16 protein-coding genes and 1 riboswitch are annotated in these 15,055 nt (G+C 69.6%); of the genes, 8 read left to right on the top strand and 8 right to left on the bottom strand.

Going from position 1 to position 15,055, the window contains the following annotated elements; all coding sequences use genetic code 11:
* Window positions 1-297: 297 nt before the first annotated feature.
* Both AB0O15_RS40720 and AB0O15_RS40715 read right to left on the bottom strand, forming a co-directional pair.
* The gene (locus AB0O15_RS40720; protein ID WP_364330968.1) at window positions 298-1,140 is read right to left on the bottom strand and encodes an ABC transporter permease; all 843 of its coding nucleotides are present in this window, start codon (window positions 1,138-1,140) and stop codon (window positions 298-300) included.
* On the bottom strand, window positions 1,137-2,075 hold the full coding sequence (locus AB0O15_RS40715; protein ID WP_364330967.1) for an ATP-binding cassette domain-containing protein: 939 nt from the start codon (window positions 2,073-2,075) through the stop codon (window positions 1,137-1,139). Before AB0O15_RS40715 ends, AB0O15_RS40720 begins: the two co-directional genes overlap by 4 nt.
* Window positions 2,076-2,211: 136 nt before the next feature.
* Between AB0O15_RS40715 and AB0O15_RS40710 the strand changes: the two genes are divergently transcribed.
* Window positions 2,212-3,120 carry a phosphotransferase gene (locus AB0O15_RS40710; RefSeq protein ID WP_364330966.1) on the top strand — a complete coding sequence of 303 codons (909 nt, stop codon included), beginning with the start codon at window positions 2,212-2,214 and terminating at the stop codon, window positions 3,118-3,120.
* Between the two features lie 38 nt (window positions 3,121-3,158).
* Window positions 3,159-4,358: a phosphoglycerate dehydrogenase gene (gene serA, locus AB0O15_RS40705; protein WP_364330963.1), complete on the top strand. Its 1,200-nt coding sequence runs from the start codon at window positions 3,159-3,161 to the stop codon at window positions 4,356-4,358.
* A gap of 9 nt (window positions 4,359-4,367) precedes the next feature.
* On the opposite strand, the gene AB0O15_RS40700 is transcribed toward serA, so the two are convergent.
* Together AB0O15_RS40700 and AB0O15_RS40695 are read right to left on the bottom strand one after the other, a co-directional pair.
* A complete protein-coding gene (locus AB0O15_RS40700; RefSeq protein ID WP_364330961.1) occupies window positions 4,368-5,777 on the bottom strand; it encodes a hypothetical protein in 1,410 nt (469 codons plus the stop codon).
* A gap of 168 nt (window positions 5,778-5,945) precedes the next feature.
* Window positions 5,946-6,587 carry a response regulator transcription factor gene (locus AB0O15_RS40695; protein WP_364330958.1) on the bottom strand — a complete coding sequence of 214 codons (642 nt, stop codon included), beginning with the start codon at window positions 6,585-6,587 and terminating at the stop codon, window positions 5,946-5,948.
* Window positions 6,588-6,804: 217 nt separating this feature from the next.
* Between AB0O15_RS40695 and AB0O15_RS40690 the strand changes: the two genes are divergently transcribed.
* The 3 genes from AB0O15_RS40690 (at window position 6,805) to AB0O15_RS40680 (ending at window position 9,669) form a co-directional block, all read left to right on the top strand.
* Window positions 6,805-7,416, top strand: a complete 612-nt coding sequence (locus AB0O15_RS40690; RefSeq protein ID WP_364331198.1) for a 50S ribosomal protein L11 methyltransferase — start codon at window positions 6,805-6,807, stop codon at window positions 7,414-7,416.
* Window positions 7,417-7,510: 94 nt separating this feature from the next.
* Window positions 7,511-7,909: a MarR family transcriptional regulator gene (locus AB0O15_RS40685; protein ID WP_364331195.1), complete on the top strand. Its 399-nt coding sequence runs from the start codon at window positions 7,511-7,513 to the stop codon at window positions 7,907-7,909.
* A complete protein-coding gene (locus tag AB0O15_RS40680) occupies window positions 7,906-9,669 on the top strand; it encodes an MDR family MFS transporter (RefSeq protein WP_364330955.1) in 1,764 nt (587 codons plus the stop codon). The genes AB0O15_RS40685 and AB0O15_RS40680 overlap by 4 nt, the downstream gene beginning before the upstream one ends.
* 50 nt (window positions 9,670-9,719) lie before the next feature.
* Here AB0O15_RS40680 and AB0O15_RS40675 read toward each other — a convergent pair whose 3' ends face one another.
* The 3 genes from AB0O15_RS40675 to AB0O15_RS40665 all read right to left on the bottom strand — a co-directional run bounded on the left by AB0O15_RS40675 (window position 9,720) and on the right by AB0O15_RS40665 (window position 11,445).
* A complete protein-coding gene (locus AB0O15_RS40675; RefSeq protein ID WP_364330952.1) occupies window positions 9,720-10,721 on the bottom strand; it encodes an ANTAR domain-containing protein in 1,002 nt (333 codons plus the stop codon).
* A gap of 48 nt (window positions 10,722-10,769) precedes the next feature.
* Window positions 10,770-10,970, bottom strand: coding sequence for a hypothetical protein (locus tag AB0O15_RS40670; protein ID WP_364330950.1), 201 nt, complete (start codon window positions 10,968-10,970; stop codon window positions 10,770-10,772).
* Between the two features lie 238 nt (window positions 10,971-11,208).
* Window positions 11,209-11,445, bottom strand: a complete 237-nt coding sequence (locus tag AB0O15_RS40665) for a DUF6158 family protein (RefSeq protein WP_364330947.1) — start codon at window positions 11,443-11,445, stop codon at window positions 11,209-11,211.
* A gap of 58 nt (window positions 11,446-11,503) precedes the next feature.
* Between AB0O15_RS40665 and AB0O15_RS40660 the strand changes: the two genes are divergently transcribed.
* The 3 genes from AB0O15_RS40660 to AB0O15_RS40650 all read left to right on the top strand — a co-directional run bounded on the left by AB0O15_RS40660 (window position 11,504) and on the right by AB0O15_RS40650 (window position 13,532).
* The gene (locus AB0O15_RS40660) at window positions 11,504-11,908 is read left to right on the top strand and encodes a hypothetical protein (protein ID WP_364330944.1); all 405 of its coding nucleotides are present in this window, start codon (window positions 11,504-11,506) and stop codon (window positions 11,906-11,908) included.
* A gap of 10 nt (window positions 11,909-11,918) precedes the next feature.
* Complete coding sequence (locus AB0O15_RS40655) at window positions 11,919-12,263, top strand: DUF3817 domain-containing protein (RefSeq protein ID WP_364330941.1); 345 nt, start codon at window positions 11,919-11,921, stop codon at window positions 12,261-12,263.
* A 167-nt stretch (window positions 12,264-12,430) separates the two neighbouring features.
* Window positions 12,431-12,559: riboswitch (cyclic di-AMP (ydaO/yuaA leader) on the top strand.
* A gap of 58 nt (window positions 12,560-12,617) precedes the next feature.
* Window positions 12,618-13,532: an NlpC/P60 family protein gene (locus AB0O15_RS40650; protein ID WP_364330938.1), complete on the top strand. Its 915-nt coding sequence runs from the start codon at window positions 12,618-12,620 to the stop codon at window positions 13,530-13,532.
* A 64-nt stretch (window positions 13,533-13,596) separates the two neighbouring features.
* Here AB0O15_RS40650 and AB0O15_RS40645 read toward each other — a convergent pair whose 3' ends face one another.
* The gene (locus AB0O15_RS40645; RefSeq protein WP_364330935.1) at window positions 13,597-14,598 is read right to left on the bottom strand and encodes a sigma-70 family RNA polymerase sigma factor; all 1,002 of its coding nucleotides are present in this window, start codon (window positions 14,596-14,598) and stop codon (window positions 13,597-13,599) included.
* Window positions 14,599-15,055: the final 457 nt, after the last annotated feature.

Genomic DNA, 15,055 nt, shown 5'->3' with positions numbered 1-15,055 from the left:
CGGCTGCTCGGGCGTCGAGGTGAAGCTGGCGCCAAGCGTGACGGGACGCCATGCCGGCCTTGCGACGCTCGGCCTTCTCGCGCCGCTCCGCCGCCCGGGCCGCCCGGGCGCGGTTGGACTCCTCGGCCGCGGCCAGCAGCTGAGCCTGCCACTCGGTGATATCAAGCGCGGGCAGAGCGGCTCGGCCAGCCTCGACATCAGCCGCCCGGCCAGAAGACGCGGCGGAGGGGGCGTGAACGCCGGCGGCGGCTGGACGGCCGCGGCGGGAAGGGGTGGCGGGGTGGTGCGGGGCGGGGGTCATTTGCGGTTGTAGAAGCGCATGGTCAAGGTGCCGAAGACGGCTACCAGGACGGCGCTGGCTATCAGGGTCCAGGTGATCTCGCTCATGTCCCAGCTGCCCTCCATCGTGGAGCGGACGGCGCCGACCAGGTGGGTGATGGGGTTGATGTTGACGAAAGCCTGCAACCACCCGGGCATCGTGCGCGGCTCGACGAAGACGTTGCTGAGGAAGGTCAGGGGGAACAGCACCATCATGCTGACGCCCATCACGGATTTCTCGGAGCGGAGGATCAGGCCGAACATCGTCCACACCCAGGAGAAGGCGAACGAGAAGATGACCAGCAGCACCATGCCGGCGATCACGCCCATCGGGCCGCCGGCGGGGCGGAAGCCCAGGATCAGGCCGACGGCCAGGATGACCGTGGCGGCCAGCAGGTAGCGCATCACGTCGCCGAAGATCATGCCGATCAGGGCGGACGGGCGCCACACCGGCAGGGTGCGGAAGCGGTCGAAGACGCCCTTCTCGATGTCGGTGTTGAGGCCGACGCCGGTATACATGGTGATCATGACGACGCTGGTGACCATGATGCCGGGGAGGAAGAACTGCAGGTAGTCGCCGGTCGAGCCGGCCAGCGCACCACCGAAGAGGTAGGTGAACATCAGCGTCATGATGATCGGGAACGCCGTGACGTCGAACAGCTGCTCGGGGACGTGCTTGATCTTCAGCATCGCCCGCCAGCCGAACGTCACCGACGCCGACCAGGCGCTCGGGCGGCGTGGCCGGTCGCCACGGGTGAGCACGGCGGCCAGGGTCTCGGGCGACGGCTTGTAGGCAACGGCCTCGGCGGCTGTGGTGGTCATGATTTCACCTCGGTCAGGGCCAGGAAGACCTCGTCCAGGCTGGGCTGGCCGAGGGAGAACTCGTCGACGACGATGTCGGCCGCGGCCAGCGCGGCCAGGGCCCGGGACGCGGGCTCGGCGGCGTCGACCCGCGCGGTGAGGGCGACCGGGTCGGCGTCGAGCGACACCGCGGAGCCCAGGGTCGAGGAGAGCACCCGCTCGGCCTCGGGTCGCTGTTCCGCGTCTCGCAGGCGCACATGCACCGTGCCCGCCCCGATCGAGGACTTCAGCTGCCCGGGCGTGCCCTCGGCGATCACCTTGCCGTGGTCGATCACCGCAATGCGCCCGGCGAGCTGGTCGGCCTCGTCGAGGTATTGGGTGGTGAGCAGCACCGTGGTGCCGTTGGCCACCACCACGCGGATGATGTCCCACACCTGGTTGCGGCTGCGCGGGTCGAGCCCGGTGGTCGGCTCGTCGAGGAACAGCAGCTCGGGGGTGCTGAGGATGCTGGCGCCGATGTCGAGCCGCCGGCGCATGCCGCCGCTGTACTTCTTCACCTGCCGGTCGGCGGCGTCGGTCAGGCCGAACGCCTCGAGCAGTTGGCCGGCCCGGGCGCGCGCCTCGGTCTTGCGGTAGCCGAGCAGCCGGGCCAGCAGGATCAGGTTCTCGTGGCCGGTCAGGTCTTCGTCGACCGACGCGTATTGCCCGGTCAGGCTGACCTGGGCGCGGACCGCGTCGGCCTCGCGCACGACGTCGTGGCCGAAGACCCGCGCCGAGCCGCCGTCGGGCCGGAGCAGCGTGGCCAGCATGCGGACCACGGTGGTCTTGCCCGCGCCGTTGGGACCGAGCAGGCCGTACACGGTTCCGGCGGGCACGCTGAGATCGACCCCGTCGACCGCGCGGTTGTCGCCGAAGGTCTTGACCAGTGCGTCGGTCTCGATGGCGGGTGCGCTCATGGCAGACACCTTGCCATCGGGCTGTGACACTTTCCGGCCGTCCCGGGTGACCTGGGAAAACCCGTTTCGTAATCGAGACGGGACTGCCAGGGTTCTCTCATCTGGGGACCCGGCACCACAAACGGAGGTGAGAGGCATGATCCCGGCGATCGGCGGCGTACGCCTCGGCTGGCGCGATCTGCCCGGGGAGGTTCAGGGGGCGGTGGCCGCGATCCTGAAGAGCCCGGTCACCGAGGCTGTCTCCCAGAGCGGCGGTTTCTCCCCGGGTACGGCCGACCGCGTCACCACCGCCGCCGGTGACCGTGCGTTCGTGAAGGCGGTCAGCCCCGACCAGAACCCGCGATCGGCCGAGCTGGCCCGGCAGGAGGCGGAGATCTGCGCCGCCCTGCCCGCGTCCACGAACGCGCCCCGCTTGCGAGGGACTTTCGACGACGGCCACTGGGTCGTGCTCGTGTTCGACGACATCGACGGCCGGCACCCCCGTACCCCCTGGATGAAGGACGAACTCGACGCGGCCGTGAGCGCGGTGACCGACCTGGCCCGCTCCCTCACGCCGTCGCCGTTCCCGCGCGGCCGCACCGCCGCGGAGACCCTGGCCACCGACTTCGGCGGGTGGAGCCGCATCGCGGCCGACCCGCCGGCCGACCTCGACCCCTGGCTGCGGCCCCGGCTGGACGATCTCGTCGCGACGGCGGGGCGCGGCCTGGCCTCGCTGACCGGCGACACCCTGGTCCACCTCGACATCCGCCCGGACAACATGCTGATCACCGCGGCCGGCGACGTCTGGTTCGTGGACTGGCCGCACGCCTGCAACGGCCCGGACTGGCTGGACCTGACCCTGCTCGCGATGAACGTCGAGGTGCACGGCGGTGACGGCGACGCGGTGCGGCCGGCCGAGGGTGTGGACGTGGTGGTGGGTTCTGTCGGCTATTTCCTGGACCAGTCCCGCCTGCCGCCGCCCCCGGGCCTGCCGACCGTACGCGCGTTCCAGCGCGCCCAGGGTGACGCACTCCTCCCCTGGATGCGGCGGCATCTCAAAGGTTGACACGACTACCCTGGAAGTTCCCTGTTGAGATCGGAGCCATGGTGCGAGTCCTGCTGCTCGAGAACATCCACGCCGACGCGGTCGCGCGGCTCGAGGCGGAGGGCTACGAGGTCGAGTCGGTCAGCTCCGCCCTCGACGAGGCCGAGCTGATCGAACGCGTCAAGGGCGTGGCCCTGCTCGGCATCCGCTCGAAGACCAAGGTCACCGCGGCCGTGCTCGACGCGGCCGACAGCCTGGTGGCGATCGGCGCGTTCTGCATCGGCACCGACCAGATCGACCTGGTGTCGGCCGCGTCGCGCGGCACCGCGGTGTTCAACGCGCCGTTCTCCAACACCCGTTCGGTGGTGGAGCTGGCCGTCTCCGAGATCATCGCGCTGACCCGCCGGCTGACCGAGAAGAACACCGGCATGCATGCCGGCGTCTGGGACAAGTCGGCCGACGGCAGTCACGAGATCCGCGGCCGCAATCTGGGCATCGTCGGGTACGGCAACATCGGCACCCAGCTGTCGGTGCTGGCCGAGAACCTGGGCATGCACGTGTCCTTCTACGACACCGCCGACAAGCTCGCGCTGAGCAACGCCCACCGCTGCGCCAGCCTGGAGGAACTGCTGGCTACCGCCGATGTGGTGACCCTGCATGTCGACGGCCGCCCGGGCAACGCCGGTTTCTTCGGCGCCGAGCAGTTCGGCCGCATGAAGAAGGGCTCGATCTTCCTCAACCTGTCCCGCGGCATCGTGGTCGACCACCTGGCCCTGCGTGACGCGCTGGCCAGTGGCCACCTCGCGGGCGCGGCGGTGGATGTCTTCCCGTCCGAGCCCAAGGGCCGCGGCGACGAGTTCGTCTCCGAGCTGCGTGGCCTGCCCAACGTCATCCTCACCCCGCACATCGGCGGGTCCACCGAGGAGGCGCAGTCCGACATCGGCGACTTCGTGGCCAACAAACTGGTTCATTTCGTGCAAGAGGGCAACACCACGCTGAGCGTCAACCTGCCCGGTGTCGCGCTGCCCCAGCAGGCCGGCATGAGCCGCGTCGTCCACGTGCACATCAACACGCCGGGCGTGCTGGCCCAGGTGAACAGCATCCTGGCCGAGCACAAGGTGAACGTCGAGGGTCAGCTGCTGAGTACCCGCGGCGAGTACGGCTACCTGATCACCGACATCAGCGGTGGTTACTCCGACGAGGTTCTCGACCGGCTTCGTGCGATGGAGCAGACGGTACGCCTGCGCGTACTGTCCTGAAGTTCGCGCTTACGCGGCGTCCTTCACGGTGAGCAACGTCAGCCGGGACTCCGCCGAGACGTCGTAGCGATTGGCCGCCTTCCAGTCCTTCGGCGTCAGGGTGGAGCCCGGCTCGAGGTTCTTCAGCGTCCGCTCGCCGGCCGCGACGGTCTTCACCCCGCCGTCCACCCGCACCCGCACCGGACTGCCGGAGGACAGCGACAAGTCCTCGATCGCGCCGGTGATGCGTACCTGCACGGTGCCCTGCGGCGGGGGCAGCGTCAGGTTGACCCGGCGGCTCGCGCCGGTCAGGTCGATCGCGCTGAGCTTGCCGCCGGTGAGGTCGACGAGTTGCTCGTCGGCGCCGCCGGTGAACAGCAGCCCCCAGGTGACCTTGTTGGACAGCAGAATCTCGACGTTGCCGGGCGCGGCCGCGCCCTGGGTCTCCAGCAACAGCTGCACCTTGTCGCCGACGATGGCCGGCCGGGGCGCGGCGCCGGTCTGGCCGAGCGCGGAGATCCGGTACAACTCGTCGCCCAGATCCTGCGTCTTCACGGTGGCCTTGCGGGTGGCCGCGACCAGCTCGAAGGTGGCGCTGGTGCGCCGGCCCAGCGGCGCCGTGGCGACCGAGGAGTCGGGCTTGTCGCTGACCTCGTTGCCGAGTTGGAGCACCGAGCCGAGGCTCTTGTCGTCCCCGGTGAAGTAGCGCACGCCGGCCGCGACGCCGCCGAGCAGCACCAGGGCGCTGAGCGTGACCGTGGCCACGGCGAGACCCTTCGACCGCCGGGGCGGACCCTGCTGGTGGTGCCCGGCGGGAGTGGCCCGGTGCGGGCGGATCTCGTGGTGCTGGGCCTCGTTGAAGAACCCGGCGCCCGCCTCGGCGGCGGCGGCGTAGTCGGCCACCTGGTAGGTCGGCCGCGGCGACGCCTGCGGGGGAAGCGGCATCTGCGTCTGCCGGTGGTTGCCGGTGTGCGTCGTCGGCTCGGGCAGGCGTACCGGAAGCTCGACCGCGATCGGCTCGGGCTGGACCGGCGCCGGGAAGGCCGGCGCCGGCGCGGCCGGGGAGACCGGCGACGGGTCGCGGCCGAACCAGTTCCCGCTGATCGGCTCGTCGGTCATCCCGAAGGAGGCGCGGCTGCGCGACCCGGTGTCCGAGACGGTGGCGTGCGAACCGGTGTCGGTCCCGAACGCGTCCCAGGGCTGTTCCGCGGAGCCGGCGGCCTCGGGCGAAGACGGGCGGTACGGATCCTCGGCGGACGAGGTGCGGTATGGATCCTCGGAAGAAGAGAACGAGGACGCGGCCGGTGGACGTCGGAACATCGCTTGCTCCCCGGTATTGCGCAGGCTGTCACGGTTGGCCCAGTGCGCGCCCGAGCTGAACGGCAGATCAGCCACGGCCACATCGGACGCCATGGCCTCATCGGCTGGTGAACGTTCCACGCGATGTCCTCCCGATCGCGTCGGCGCCGACGATGCTTCGCCGAGGCGCTTCCGGGGTGTGGTACGGATGGCGGCCCGCCGCGGATGAGTGTTGAGGTGAATTACTCTCCGTCACTCATCGCAGGTCAGCCGCCATCCGAAGGTGCACGGACAGCGCAGAAATCCCGGCTACGAGATGATGCCGCGCTGGCGGGCGACCGCCACGGCCTCGAGCTGGCTGTGGGCGCCGAGCTTGCCGAGCAGCGCCTTCACGTGACCACGGCAGGTGTGCACGCTGATGCCCAGCCGCCGGGCGATGGCCCGCGGGTCGAGACCGGCCGCCATCAGCTCGAGCACCTCGTGTTCCCGGGCGGTCAGGCCACCCGGGCGCGGACCCGCCACCGGCGCGGTGCTGCGCAGCAGCCGGGCGAGGATGTCGGTGGAGACGGTCATGCCGCCGCCATGCGCGGTGTGCACCGCGTTGAGCACGTCGCCGAGGGGTCCGTTCTTGGTCAGGAAGCCGGCCGCGCCCGCGGCGGTCGCCCGGCCCACCAGAGCCGCCTCATTGCTTGCTGTGAGGATCACCACTCTGGTGTCGGGATAGCGGTGCCGCAGCAGCTCGGCGATGGCTATTCCGTCTGAATCGGACAGCTCCGGGTCAAGCAGGACGACGTTCGGACGCAATTCGCCGACCAGACTCAGCGCCTCCTGCCCGGTCCGCGCGTGGCCCACCCAGCGCAGGTCAGCCTGGCCGTCGAGGGCCACGCCGAGCAGGTCGGCGAAGGTCTGGTGGCCGTCGACGACGAGCACGGTGATCGACCCGTCACTCATCCGCCACCTCCTTCGTACACGATCTTTGGAATCGGACCCCCGCGGAAACGTAGTCGCCGCAGTCTATGTTCGCGCATCAAGATTGCTCGCCGTATGAACAGTCCTATCCGGTCCACGCACCGGGATCGACTCGGATGCCCGCCCGCCGAACGGATGAGGCCGACCGGTCGTCATAACAGGTCTTTCGGTCGAGGGAACCCCCTCACGTCACGGGAGAATCAGCAGCGTGCTGACACCCGTACCCCTTACGCCGGAGATCTCCCTGCACCTGGCCGCGCCGCATCGCGGGTTGTTCGAGGGCGACTTCGACAGCGACCGGCCGCCACCGTTCTGGGAATTCGCCTGGGCCGGCGGGCAAGGTCTCGCCCGCTACGTCCTGGATCATCCCGAGGTGGTCCGCGGCCGGCGGGTGCTCGACGTGGCGACCGGCTCGGGACTGGTCGCGATCGCCGCCGCCAAGGCGGGCGCGGCCGCCGTCGCGGCCACCGACGCCGATCCCGAGGCGGCCGCCGCGGCCCGGCGTAACGCGGAGGTAAATCGGGTCGCGCTGGCCGGCGACATCGGGCAGCCTGACGTGGTCCTGGCCGGTGACGTCTTCTACACCGGGCGGGTGGCCGAGCAGATGACCGCGACGCTGCTGGCCGCCCGGCGGGCCGGCGCCCGGGTGCTGGTCGGTGACGCCGACCGGGGCTTTCTCCCGGCGCGGCTCTTCGAGCACGTGACGCAGTACGAGGTTCCGGTTCCGCCCGCGCTGGAGGAGACGGAGACTCTGACCGCGATCATCTGGGAGATGCGGAACACAATGCGTTCACCAACCAACAACTTGTAGGCTGCACGCAACTATGGAAACGGACCAGAGCGCGGCCGGCCGCCTCGCCGGCGAACTTGTGCGATTCGCCCGACTGGGTGTTCGCGTGAAGGGCATGCTCAATGTCGGGGAACTCGGCGCCGATTTCTCCGCGCTGATGCTGTTGTTCCCGCTCTGTCACCGGGGCCCGATGCGGGTCACCGACCTGGCCGAGATCAAGCAGGCCGACCCGTCGACGGTCAGCCGGCAGGCGGCGCAGCTGGTCAAGGCCGGCCTCGCCCGGCGCGAGGCCGACCCCGCCGACGGCCGGGTCTCCCGGCTGGCGGCCACCGAGGCCGGACGGGTCGCGGGCAGGCGGCTGAGCGAGGCCCGCACGGCCCTGGTCGGACGGGTCATGCAGGACTGGCCGCCGGAACGGGCCGACCTGTTCACCGGCCTGTTCGCCGAATTCAACAATTCAGCCGAGGCGCTCCTGCGCAGTGACTCGGCCGCGACATCACGGGAGATCGCGTGAGCAACATCAGCACCGCGCCGGCGGGCGGCCCCGCCGCCCGGTCGGCCGACTTCACCCACCGCCAGATCCTCACGGTCCTGGGCGGCCTGATGATGGGCATGTTCCTGGCCGCGCTCGACCAGACGATCATGGCCACCGCCACCCGGACCATCGCCGACGACCTGAACGGCTTCGACCTCCAGGCGTGGGCCACCACGGCATTCCTGATCACGTCCACGATCTCGACACCGCTGTACGGCAAGCTGTCCGACATCTACGGACGGCGGCCGTTCTTCCTCTTCGCCATCGGCATCTTCATCGTCGGCTCGATGCTCTGCGGCCTGTCCGAGAACATGTACCAGCTGGCCGCGTTCCGGGCGATCCAGGGCATCGGCGCCGGCGGCCTGATGTCGCTGGCCCTGGCCATCATCGGCGATATCGTCCCGCCCCGCGAGCGCGCCAAGTACCAGGGCTTCTTCCTCGCCGTGTTCGGCACCGCCAGCGTCATCGGCCCGATCCTGGGCGGCTTCTTCGCCGGCGCCGACAAGCTGCTCTGGATCGACGGCTGGCGCTGGGTGTTCTACCTGAACGTGCCGATCGGCGTCGCCGCGATGATCGTGGTGGCCAGGGTTCTCCACCTGCCGCACACCCGGGTCATCCACCGCATCGACTGGCCGGGCGCCCTCGCCCTGATCGTCGGCCTGGTGCCGCTGCTGATCGTCGCCGAGCAGGGCCGCACCTGGGGCTGGGACTCCGGCCGGGCGATCCTCTGCTACGTGATCGGCGCGGTCGGCCTGGTCGCCTTCGTGCTCGCCGAGCGGGCCTACAAGGAGGAGGCGCTGCTGCCGCTGCGGCTGTTCGGCAACCGTACGGTCGGGGTGTCCTCGATCGCCAGCACCATCCTGGGCATGGCGATGTTCGGCGGCCTGATGACCGTCCCGCTGTACCTGCAGATCGTGAAGGGCTCCTCGGCCACCATGGCCGGCCTGCAGATGATCCCGTTCGTGTTCGGCATCATGTCCGGCTCGATCCTGGCCGGTCAGCTCATCTCCCGCACCGGGCGGTACCGGATCTTCCCGATCATCGGCAGCACGCTGATGGTCGCCGCGCTCGGGCTGTTCGCCACCATCGACGCCGACACCCCGCTCTGGCGGACCATGCTGATCATGGTGCTGATGGGCCTCGGCCTGGGCGGCAACATGCAGCCGATGATCACCGCGGTGCAGAACGCGGTGAGCCCCCGCGAGATCGGCGTGGCCACGAGTTCGGTGGCGTTCTTCCGCTCGATGGGCGGCACGCTCGGCACCGCGGTGTTCCTGTCGGTGCTGTTCAACGTGCTGCCCGGCAAGATCAGCACGGCCTTCCAGTCGGCTCAGGCCACGCCGGAGTTCCAGGGGGCCCTGGCCGCCGACCCGAGCGCGGCCCAGACCCTGCAGAAGGCGACCGCCGGCGGTGGCGACCTCGGTGACACGTCGTTCCTCAAGACGCTGCCCGACGTGATCGCCCACCCGTTCAAGGTCGGCTTCTCGGACAGCATCCAGATCGTGTTCCTGCTGGCCTTCTCGGTCATGATCATCGGCCTGATCGTGGTGCTCTTCCTGCCGGAGATCCCGCTCGCCCAGCGCTCGGCCCAGCAGCAGCGGGCCGACGCCGACGCGGCCGAGGCAGCCGCGGCGACCGGCGCCGACCCGGGCACGCCGGAGTCGGGCGGCGGCTCGCACGAGTCGGGCGAACGCGCGCCGGACACACAGCACGAACCCACGCACAGCGCCAAACGCTGACAGCGGGAACGAGTGATCGAGGGGCGCGGAGCGATCCGCGCCCCTTCTGCTTACGAGCGGTCGCGCGCGGCCGCGGCGATCAGGCGCTCGGCCACCGACTGACGGTCCATGCCGAGGCGCTGCGCGGTCTCCTGCAACACGTCGTAGGCCTCGCGTACGCCACACCCGCGCTGCGCGATGATCACGCCGATGGCGCGGTCGACCGTGGCGCCCTGGCTCAGCGCCGCGCGGCGGGACAGCTCACTGAGCAGGATCTCGGCCTGGTTGACGATGGCCATCGCGGTGAGCAGCAGCTCGGGGCGGATGCTCTGCGCCTGCCGGACGTAGATGCTGAGCGCGCCGACCGACGTCCGCCGCACGTCCAGCGGGATGGCCGCCACGGCGTGCACGTCCTCGTCGCGGGCGGAGTCGCCCAGCGCCGGCCAGCGCGGGTCGTTCGGCAGGTCCTGGGTGAGCACCAGGGTGCGGGTGCGGGCCGCCTCGAGGACGGGTCCTTCGCCGGTCTCGAACTGGCAGTCGTCGACCCCGCGGCCGTCGCTGCCCGACGCGGTCAGGCTCGGCCCCTCCCCCTCGGTGATCAGCGCGACCGAGCAGCGGACCGCGCCGGGGATCGTCCCGGCGGTGAAGACGGCGAGCCGCTCCAAGGCCCCGGCCACGTCGTCCGCGGAGAGCAGCCGCTCGGACAGCTCGTGCAGGAGCCCGGCCACCTCGACCGTGCTCGTCTGCGGCAGCGCCAGGCCCCCGGCGCCCGGCCGGACGACCTCGGAGGGGATGACGACGGCCGATCCGGGCCGGGCCACCTCGGCGGGGGCGGGATCGGCGGCGTCCCGCGGAGCGGGCAGGGACGGGCCGATGGCTGGGGCGTTGGGGTGGGCGGCGATGACGGGTTCCGTCTCGGTGTGGTGGACCGGGCCCGCGTTCGGGGCGCCGGCGCCCTGTCCCGGGTGGCGGGGACGGGCTGTGCGTCGGGTCTGATTGGGGGCGGAGGAAGCGGCCGCCGGCGGCGTGGACCGCTGACCGGCGCGCTCAGCGCTCCGTCGGGGTGCGGGCACGCGTCGGATCCTCCCACGTCCTGAGGTGGACACGAAAGTTTTGTGCCTCTACCGGGTGCCTTCAGCCCTTTCGGCTGGTGCGACCGTCTCTGCCGAGGTGCGGTTTTCCCGCGAAAGGTCCGAATTGTGCTCCCGATCGTCCGAATCCGCGAGAATGGCCGCGGCCTGGGCCTCCGGGTCGGCGCTGCCGGCGGCGCGCTCCTCGGGAAGCAGGTCGGCGGCGCGCTCTTCGGTACGAGGATCGTTCATGAAGATCGGGTACCCACAACCGGCCCAACATAATGCGCCGCCCCCGAGAACCTCGGAGGCGGCGCATAGGTGTCGGTGTGCATGTCGCCTCTCGGCGAGTGGCTCAACACGGCTCCAGCCGAACGGTATTCCGTGAAGGCAATGGGTGAGGCCCGGGGACACTGGACACACCGACATCTGTTCTCAACTGTCGGTCGCCCGCCCTGATTCCAGCAGGCATTGTGACCCAGGACACACGTCAGAAGTCCTGCGTGAGGCGATGCGGATCCACCTCACGGCCCGGGTGCCGGGCCAGGTACTCGGTCTCCAGTTCCGCCGTCCGCCGCAGGTGGTTGTCCAGGGCGGCGTCCGGCCCGTACCGCAGGGTGTCCAGCCGGGTCCGGTGCAGGCTGGCCAGTTCACGGATCAGGTCGTCGTCACCCAGTCCCGCCGGGTCGATGCCGATCTCGGAGATCTCCACAGGCTGGTCGCTCATACCGTTCAGCCTTGCCCGCGCGGGTCGCCCTGAAACCCGCGCGACTACCCTGACAGTCATGAAAGGGCTGCTGACCCCGGCGTGGATCCTCCGCCATGTGGTCGCGCTCGTTCTGATCGTGGCCTTCCTCCTGCTGGGCTGGTGGCAATACACCCGCGCCACCGGCGGAAACGCACTGAGCTGGGGGTACGCGTTCCAGTGGCCGGTCTTCGCCGGCTTCGTCGCGTTCCTGTGGTGGCGCGAGGTTCGGCTGGCCACGAAACCGGCGGCGGAGCCGGCGCCGGAACGGGAAAAGCTCCCAGATTCGGCTGTTACCGTCGGCCGCCCGGTCCGGGTCCCGTCCCGCCCGGCGCCCGACCCCGGCGCCGACGACCCGGAACTGGCGGCCTACAACGACTACCTCGCCTGGCTCAACGCCCATCCCGGCGCCCGCCCCGGCGACTACCCCGGACCCAGGAAGTAAGGAAAGCACCGTGCAGGGAGCTCTCACCCGTTACCGGATCATCGCCTACATCGTCGGCGTGGTCCTGATCGTGCTGGTCCTCGTGGGCATGCCGCTGAAGTACCTGGCCGACAACGACACGGTGGTCGCGGGCGTCGGCCCGGCGCACGGCTTCCTCTTCATCCTGTACGTGCTGGCCACCTTCGACCTCGGCCGCCGCGCCCAGTGGCCGCTCAGCCGCATGCTGCTGGTGATGCTGGCCGGCACCATCCCGTTCCTGTCCTTCTGGGCCGAGCGGAAAGTGACGCGCAATTGGATCAGCGTCAATCCCGAAAAGTCCGATTCCGCGTCCGGGGATCACGCGCTGAATTCCTAGAATTACGCCGCGCATTCATTGGCTTAAGGTTTTCTTGCCGAGCTTGCTTTTCGGAGATCCATCGATAAGTTAATGCGGTTGGTTCGGTCCGCAGCCACACCCTCCGGTGGCGCCGAGCCGGCGCTGCCGAGTCTGCACGGCGGCCTCGACGCGGTCACCCCCATCCGGCCGCGCCCGGGCCCATCGTGACGAACCGGGGAACCGAGTTCTCGGGGTGAATCCGCGCACCACCGCGGTAGGGCCTTCTTCCCGCCCGAACCCGTCAGCTAACCCGGTAGGCGGCACAGGCGGAAGAAAGGCCTCTCAGCGTTGTCACACGCCCGCACGAGGTTCCGGATCGCGGCCGTCGCCCTCATGGCGCTGGCGCTGACCGGGCCGGCCGTGACGGCCGCTCACGCGGAACCGTCCAAGACCGAGATCACCAAGAAGATCGCCAAGGCATCGGACGATCTCGAGGATGTCGTCGAGTCGTACAACGGCATGAAGATCGATCTCAACAAGACCAAGGCCGATCAGGTCGCGCTGACGAAGTCGCTGGGCCCGGCCAAGGAGGTCCTCAAGGTCGCCCAGGCCGAGATGGGCCAGATCGCCAACAAGGCTTACCAGCAGGGTGACATCGGCGCCATGAACGTGATGCTCGAGGGATCGGGCACCCTGATGGACCGGATCGGCATGCTCGACCAGCTGACCCGCGATCGCCAGCGCAAGATCGACAACTACACGGCGACCACGCAGAACTACGACACGCGTCAGGCCGCCCTGAAGACCGCGCAGAACAAGCAGAACGCGCAGCTGAACGAGTTGGCCAAGCGCAAGAAGAAGATCGAGAACGACATCAAGAAGCTGTACGCGATGCGGACGGCGGCGTACGGCACGCCGACCAAGTCGGGCAGCAAGTACAGCGGCCCGATCCCGCAGATCGCCGGCTCCGCGGGCAAGGCGGTGTCCTTCGCGTACAACGCCATCGGCGTGATGTACAAGTTCGGCGCCGACGGCCCGAACGGCTACGACTGCTCGGGGCTGACCTCGGCGGCCTGGCGTGCGGCGGGCAAGAGCCTGCCCCACAAGGCCTCCGCCCAGATCAGCGCCACCACCCCGATCAGCAAGGGTGACCTGAAGGCGGGCGACCTCATCTTCTTCCGCAACGGTGGCCATGTCGGCCTCTACGTCGGCGGCGGAATGATGATCGACGCTTACCGTACCGGCGAGCCGGTGACGAAGCGCTCGATGAACTCGATGACTCCGACCGGGTACGGCCGGGTCAAGTAACTCAGCACAGTGAAAGGGCCGGTTCCCCTCGCGGGGAACCGGCCCTCTTGTATGACCTGATCGGTCAGGCGGCCTGCAGGCCCTCGGCCCGGGCCAGCTCACGCAGCCGGCCGAGCGCCTGGATCTCGAGCTGACGGATCCGCTCGCGGGAGAGCGAGAACCGGGAGGCGACCTCGGTGAGCGAGTGCTCCCGGCCGTCCTCCAGGCCGTAGCGGGCCCGCATGATGCCGGCCGACCGGTCGTCGAGGTGGTTGAGCAGACCCTCGATGCGCGACCGCTCCAGGGCGGTCAGCACGATCTCTTCCGGCGACGGGGCGTCGCTGTCGGCCACCAGGTCGCCGAGGTTGGTGTCACCGTCGTCGCCGACCGGGGTGTCCAGGGACACCGTGTCCTGCGCCCAGCGGGTGAGCTCACCGACCCGCTCGACGGTCACGCCGAGCGCCTTGGCGATCTGGTCGGGCTCGGGGTCGGCGCCGAGCTCGCGGACGAGCTGGCGGGTGACGTTCCGCATCCGGTTGACGTCTTCGACCAGGTGCACGGGCAGGCGCACGGTGCGCTCCTGCTGAGCGATGGCCCGGCTGATGGCCTGACGGATCCACCACGTCGCGTACGTCGAGAACTTGTAGCCGCGCTCGTAGTCGAACTTCTCGACCGCGCGGACCAGGCCGGTGTTGCCCTCCTGGATCAGGTCGAGCATCGGCATGCCCGAGCGGACGTACCGCCGGGCGATCGACACGACCAGCCGCAGGTTGGCGCGGATGAACAGATCCTTGGCCCGCTGTCCCTCGGTGACCACGCGCTCCAGCTCTTCGCGGCTGGTGCCGCGGCGGGGCTGGCCCTCTTCCAGAAGGTGCTCGGCGTACAGGCCGGCCTCGATGGCCTTCGAGAGATCGACCTCCCGGGCGGCGTCGAGCAGCGGCGTCCTGGAGATCTCGTGCAGATAGACTCCAACGAGGTCGCGCTCCTCGGCGACCTCATCGGTCCGCATCACGGTGTTCTTCTCCACGTTGCCCACGGTCCCCTCATTGCCTTCGCTAACCCAGTTACGGGCGTTACCTGCGTCCATCTGGTTCCTCCCCGTAACGTCCGCAGTAAGGTGCGTTGCCGAACTGCCACCTGCACAACAGATGGCGCCCCGCAGTCATTCCGTTTGCCGTGCTGGCTGGTGAAACGGCCGGCGGCTGGTGAGTCGAAAGTGTCACGACAGTCTGAGCGCTGGCTGGGAGCCCGTTGCGTACTTACTGAAGAACGCCATCGGGGAGTCATTCGGAGCCGCACCCGGCGCTGGATGCGTGACAGCTCGCATACCCATTGCCCACTTCATCACACCATCGGCCCCTCGTCGGTCGCAGCGACGGGCATCACGACCTGCCCTGCGATGCTCGTCACTACCCTGTACGTCCTGGTTGCCAGCAGGGTTCATACGCAGGATCGGCCGGTTGCCACGTGGCTTGACGCAAACGCCGCCGCAAAGGCGTGACGGAACGGGACCACCGTCACAATGCGCCACGCTGCGCCGCAGT

Origin of the sequence: Actinoplanes sp. NPDC089786, assembly GCF_040684855.1 — a bacterium.
Lineage (GTDB): Bacteria > Actinomycetota > Actinomycetes > Mycobacteriales > Micromonosporaceae > Actinoplanes.
Note: the sequence above shows the minus strand (reverse complement) of the source record. Positions and strands in the feature narration are given on the sequence as shown.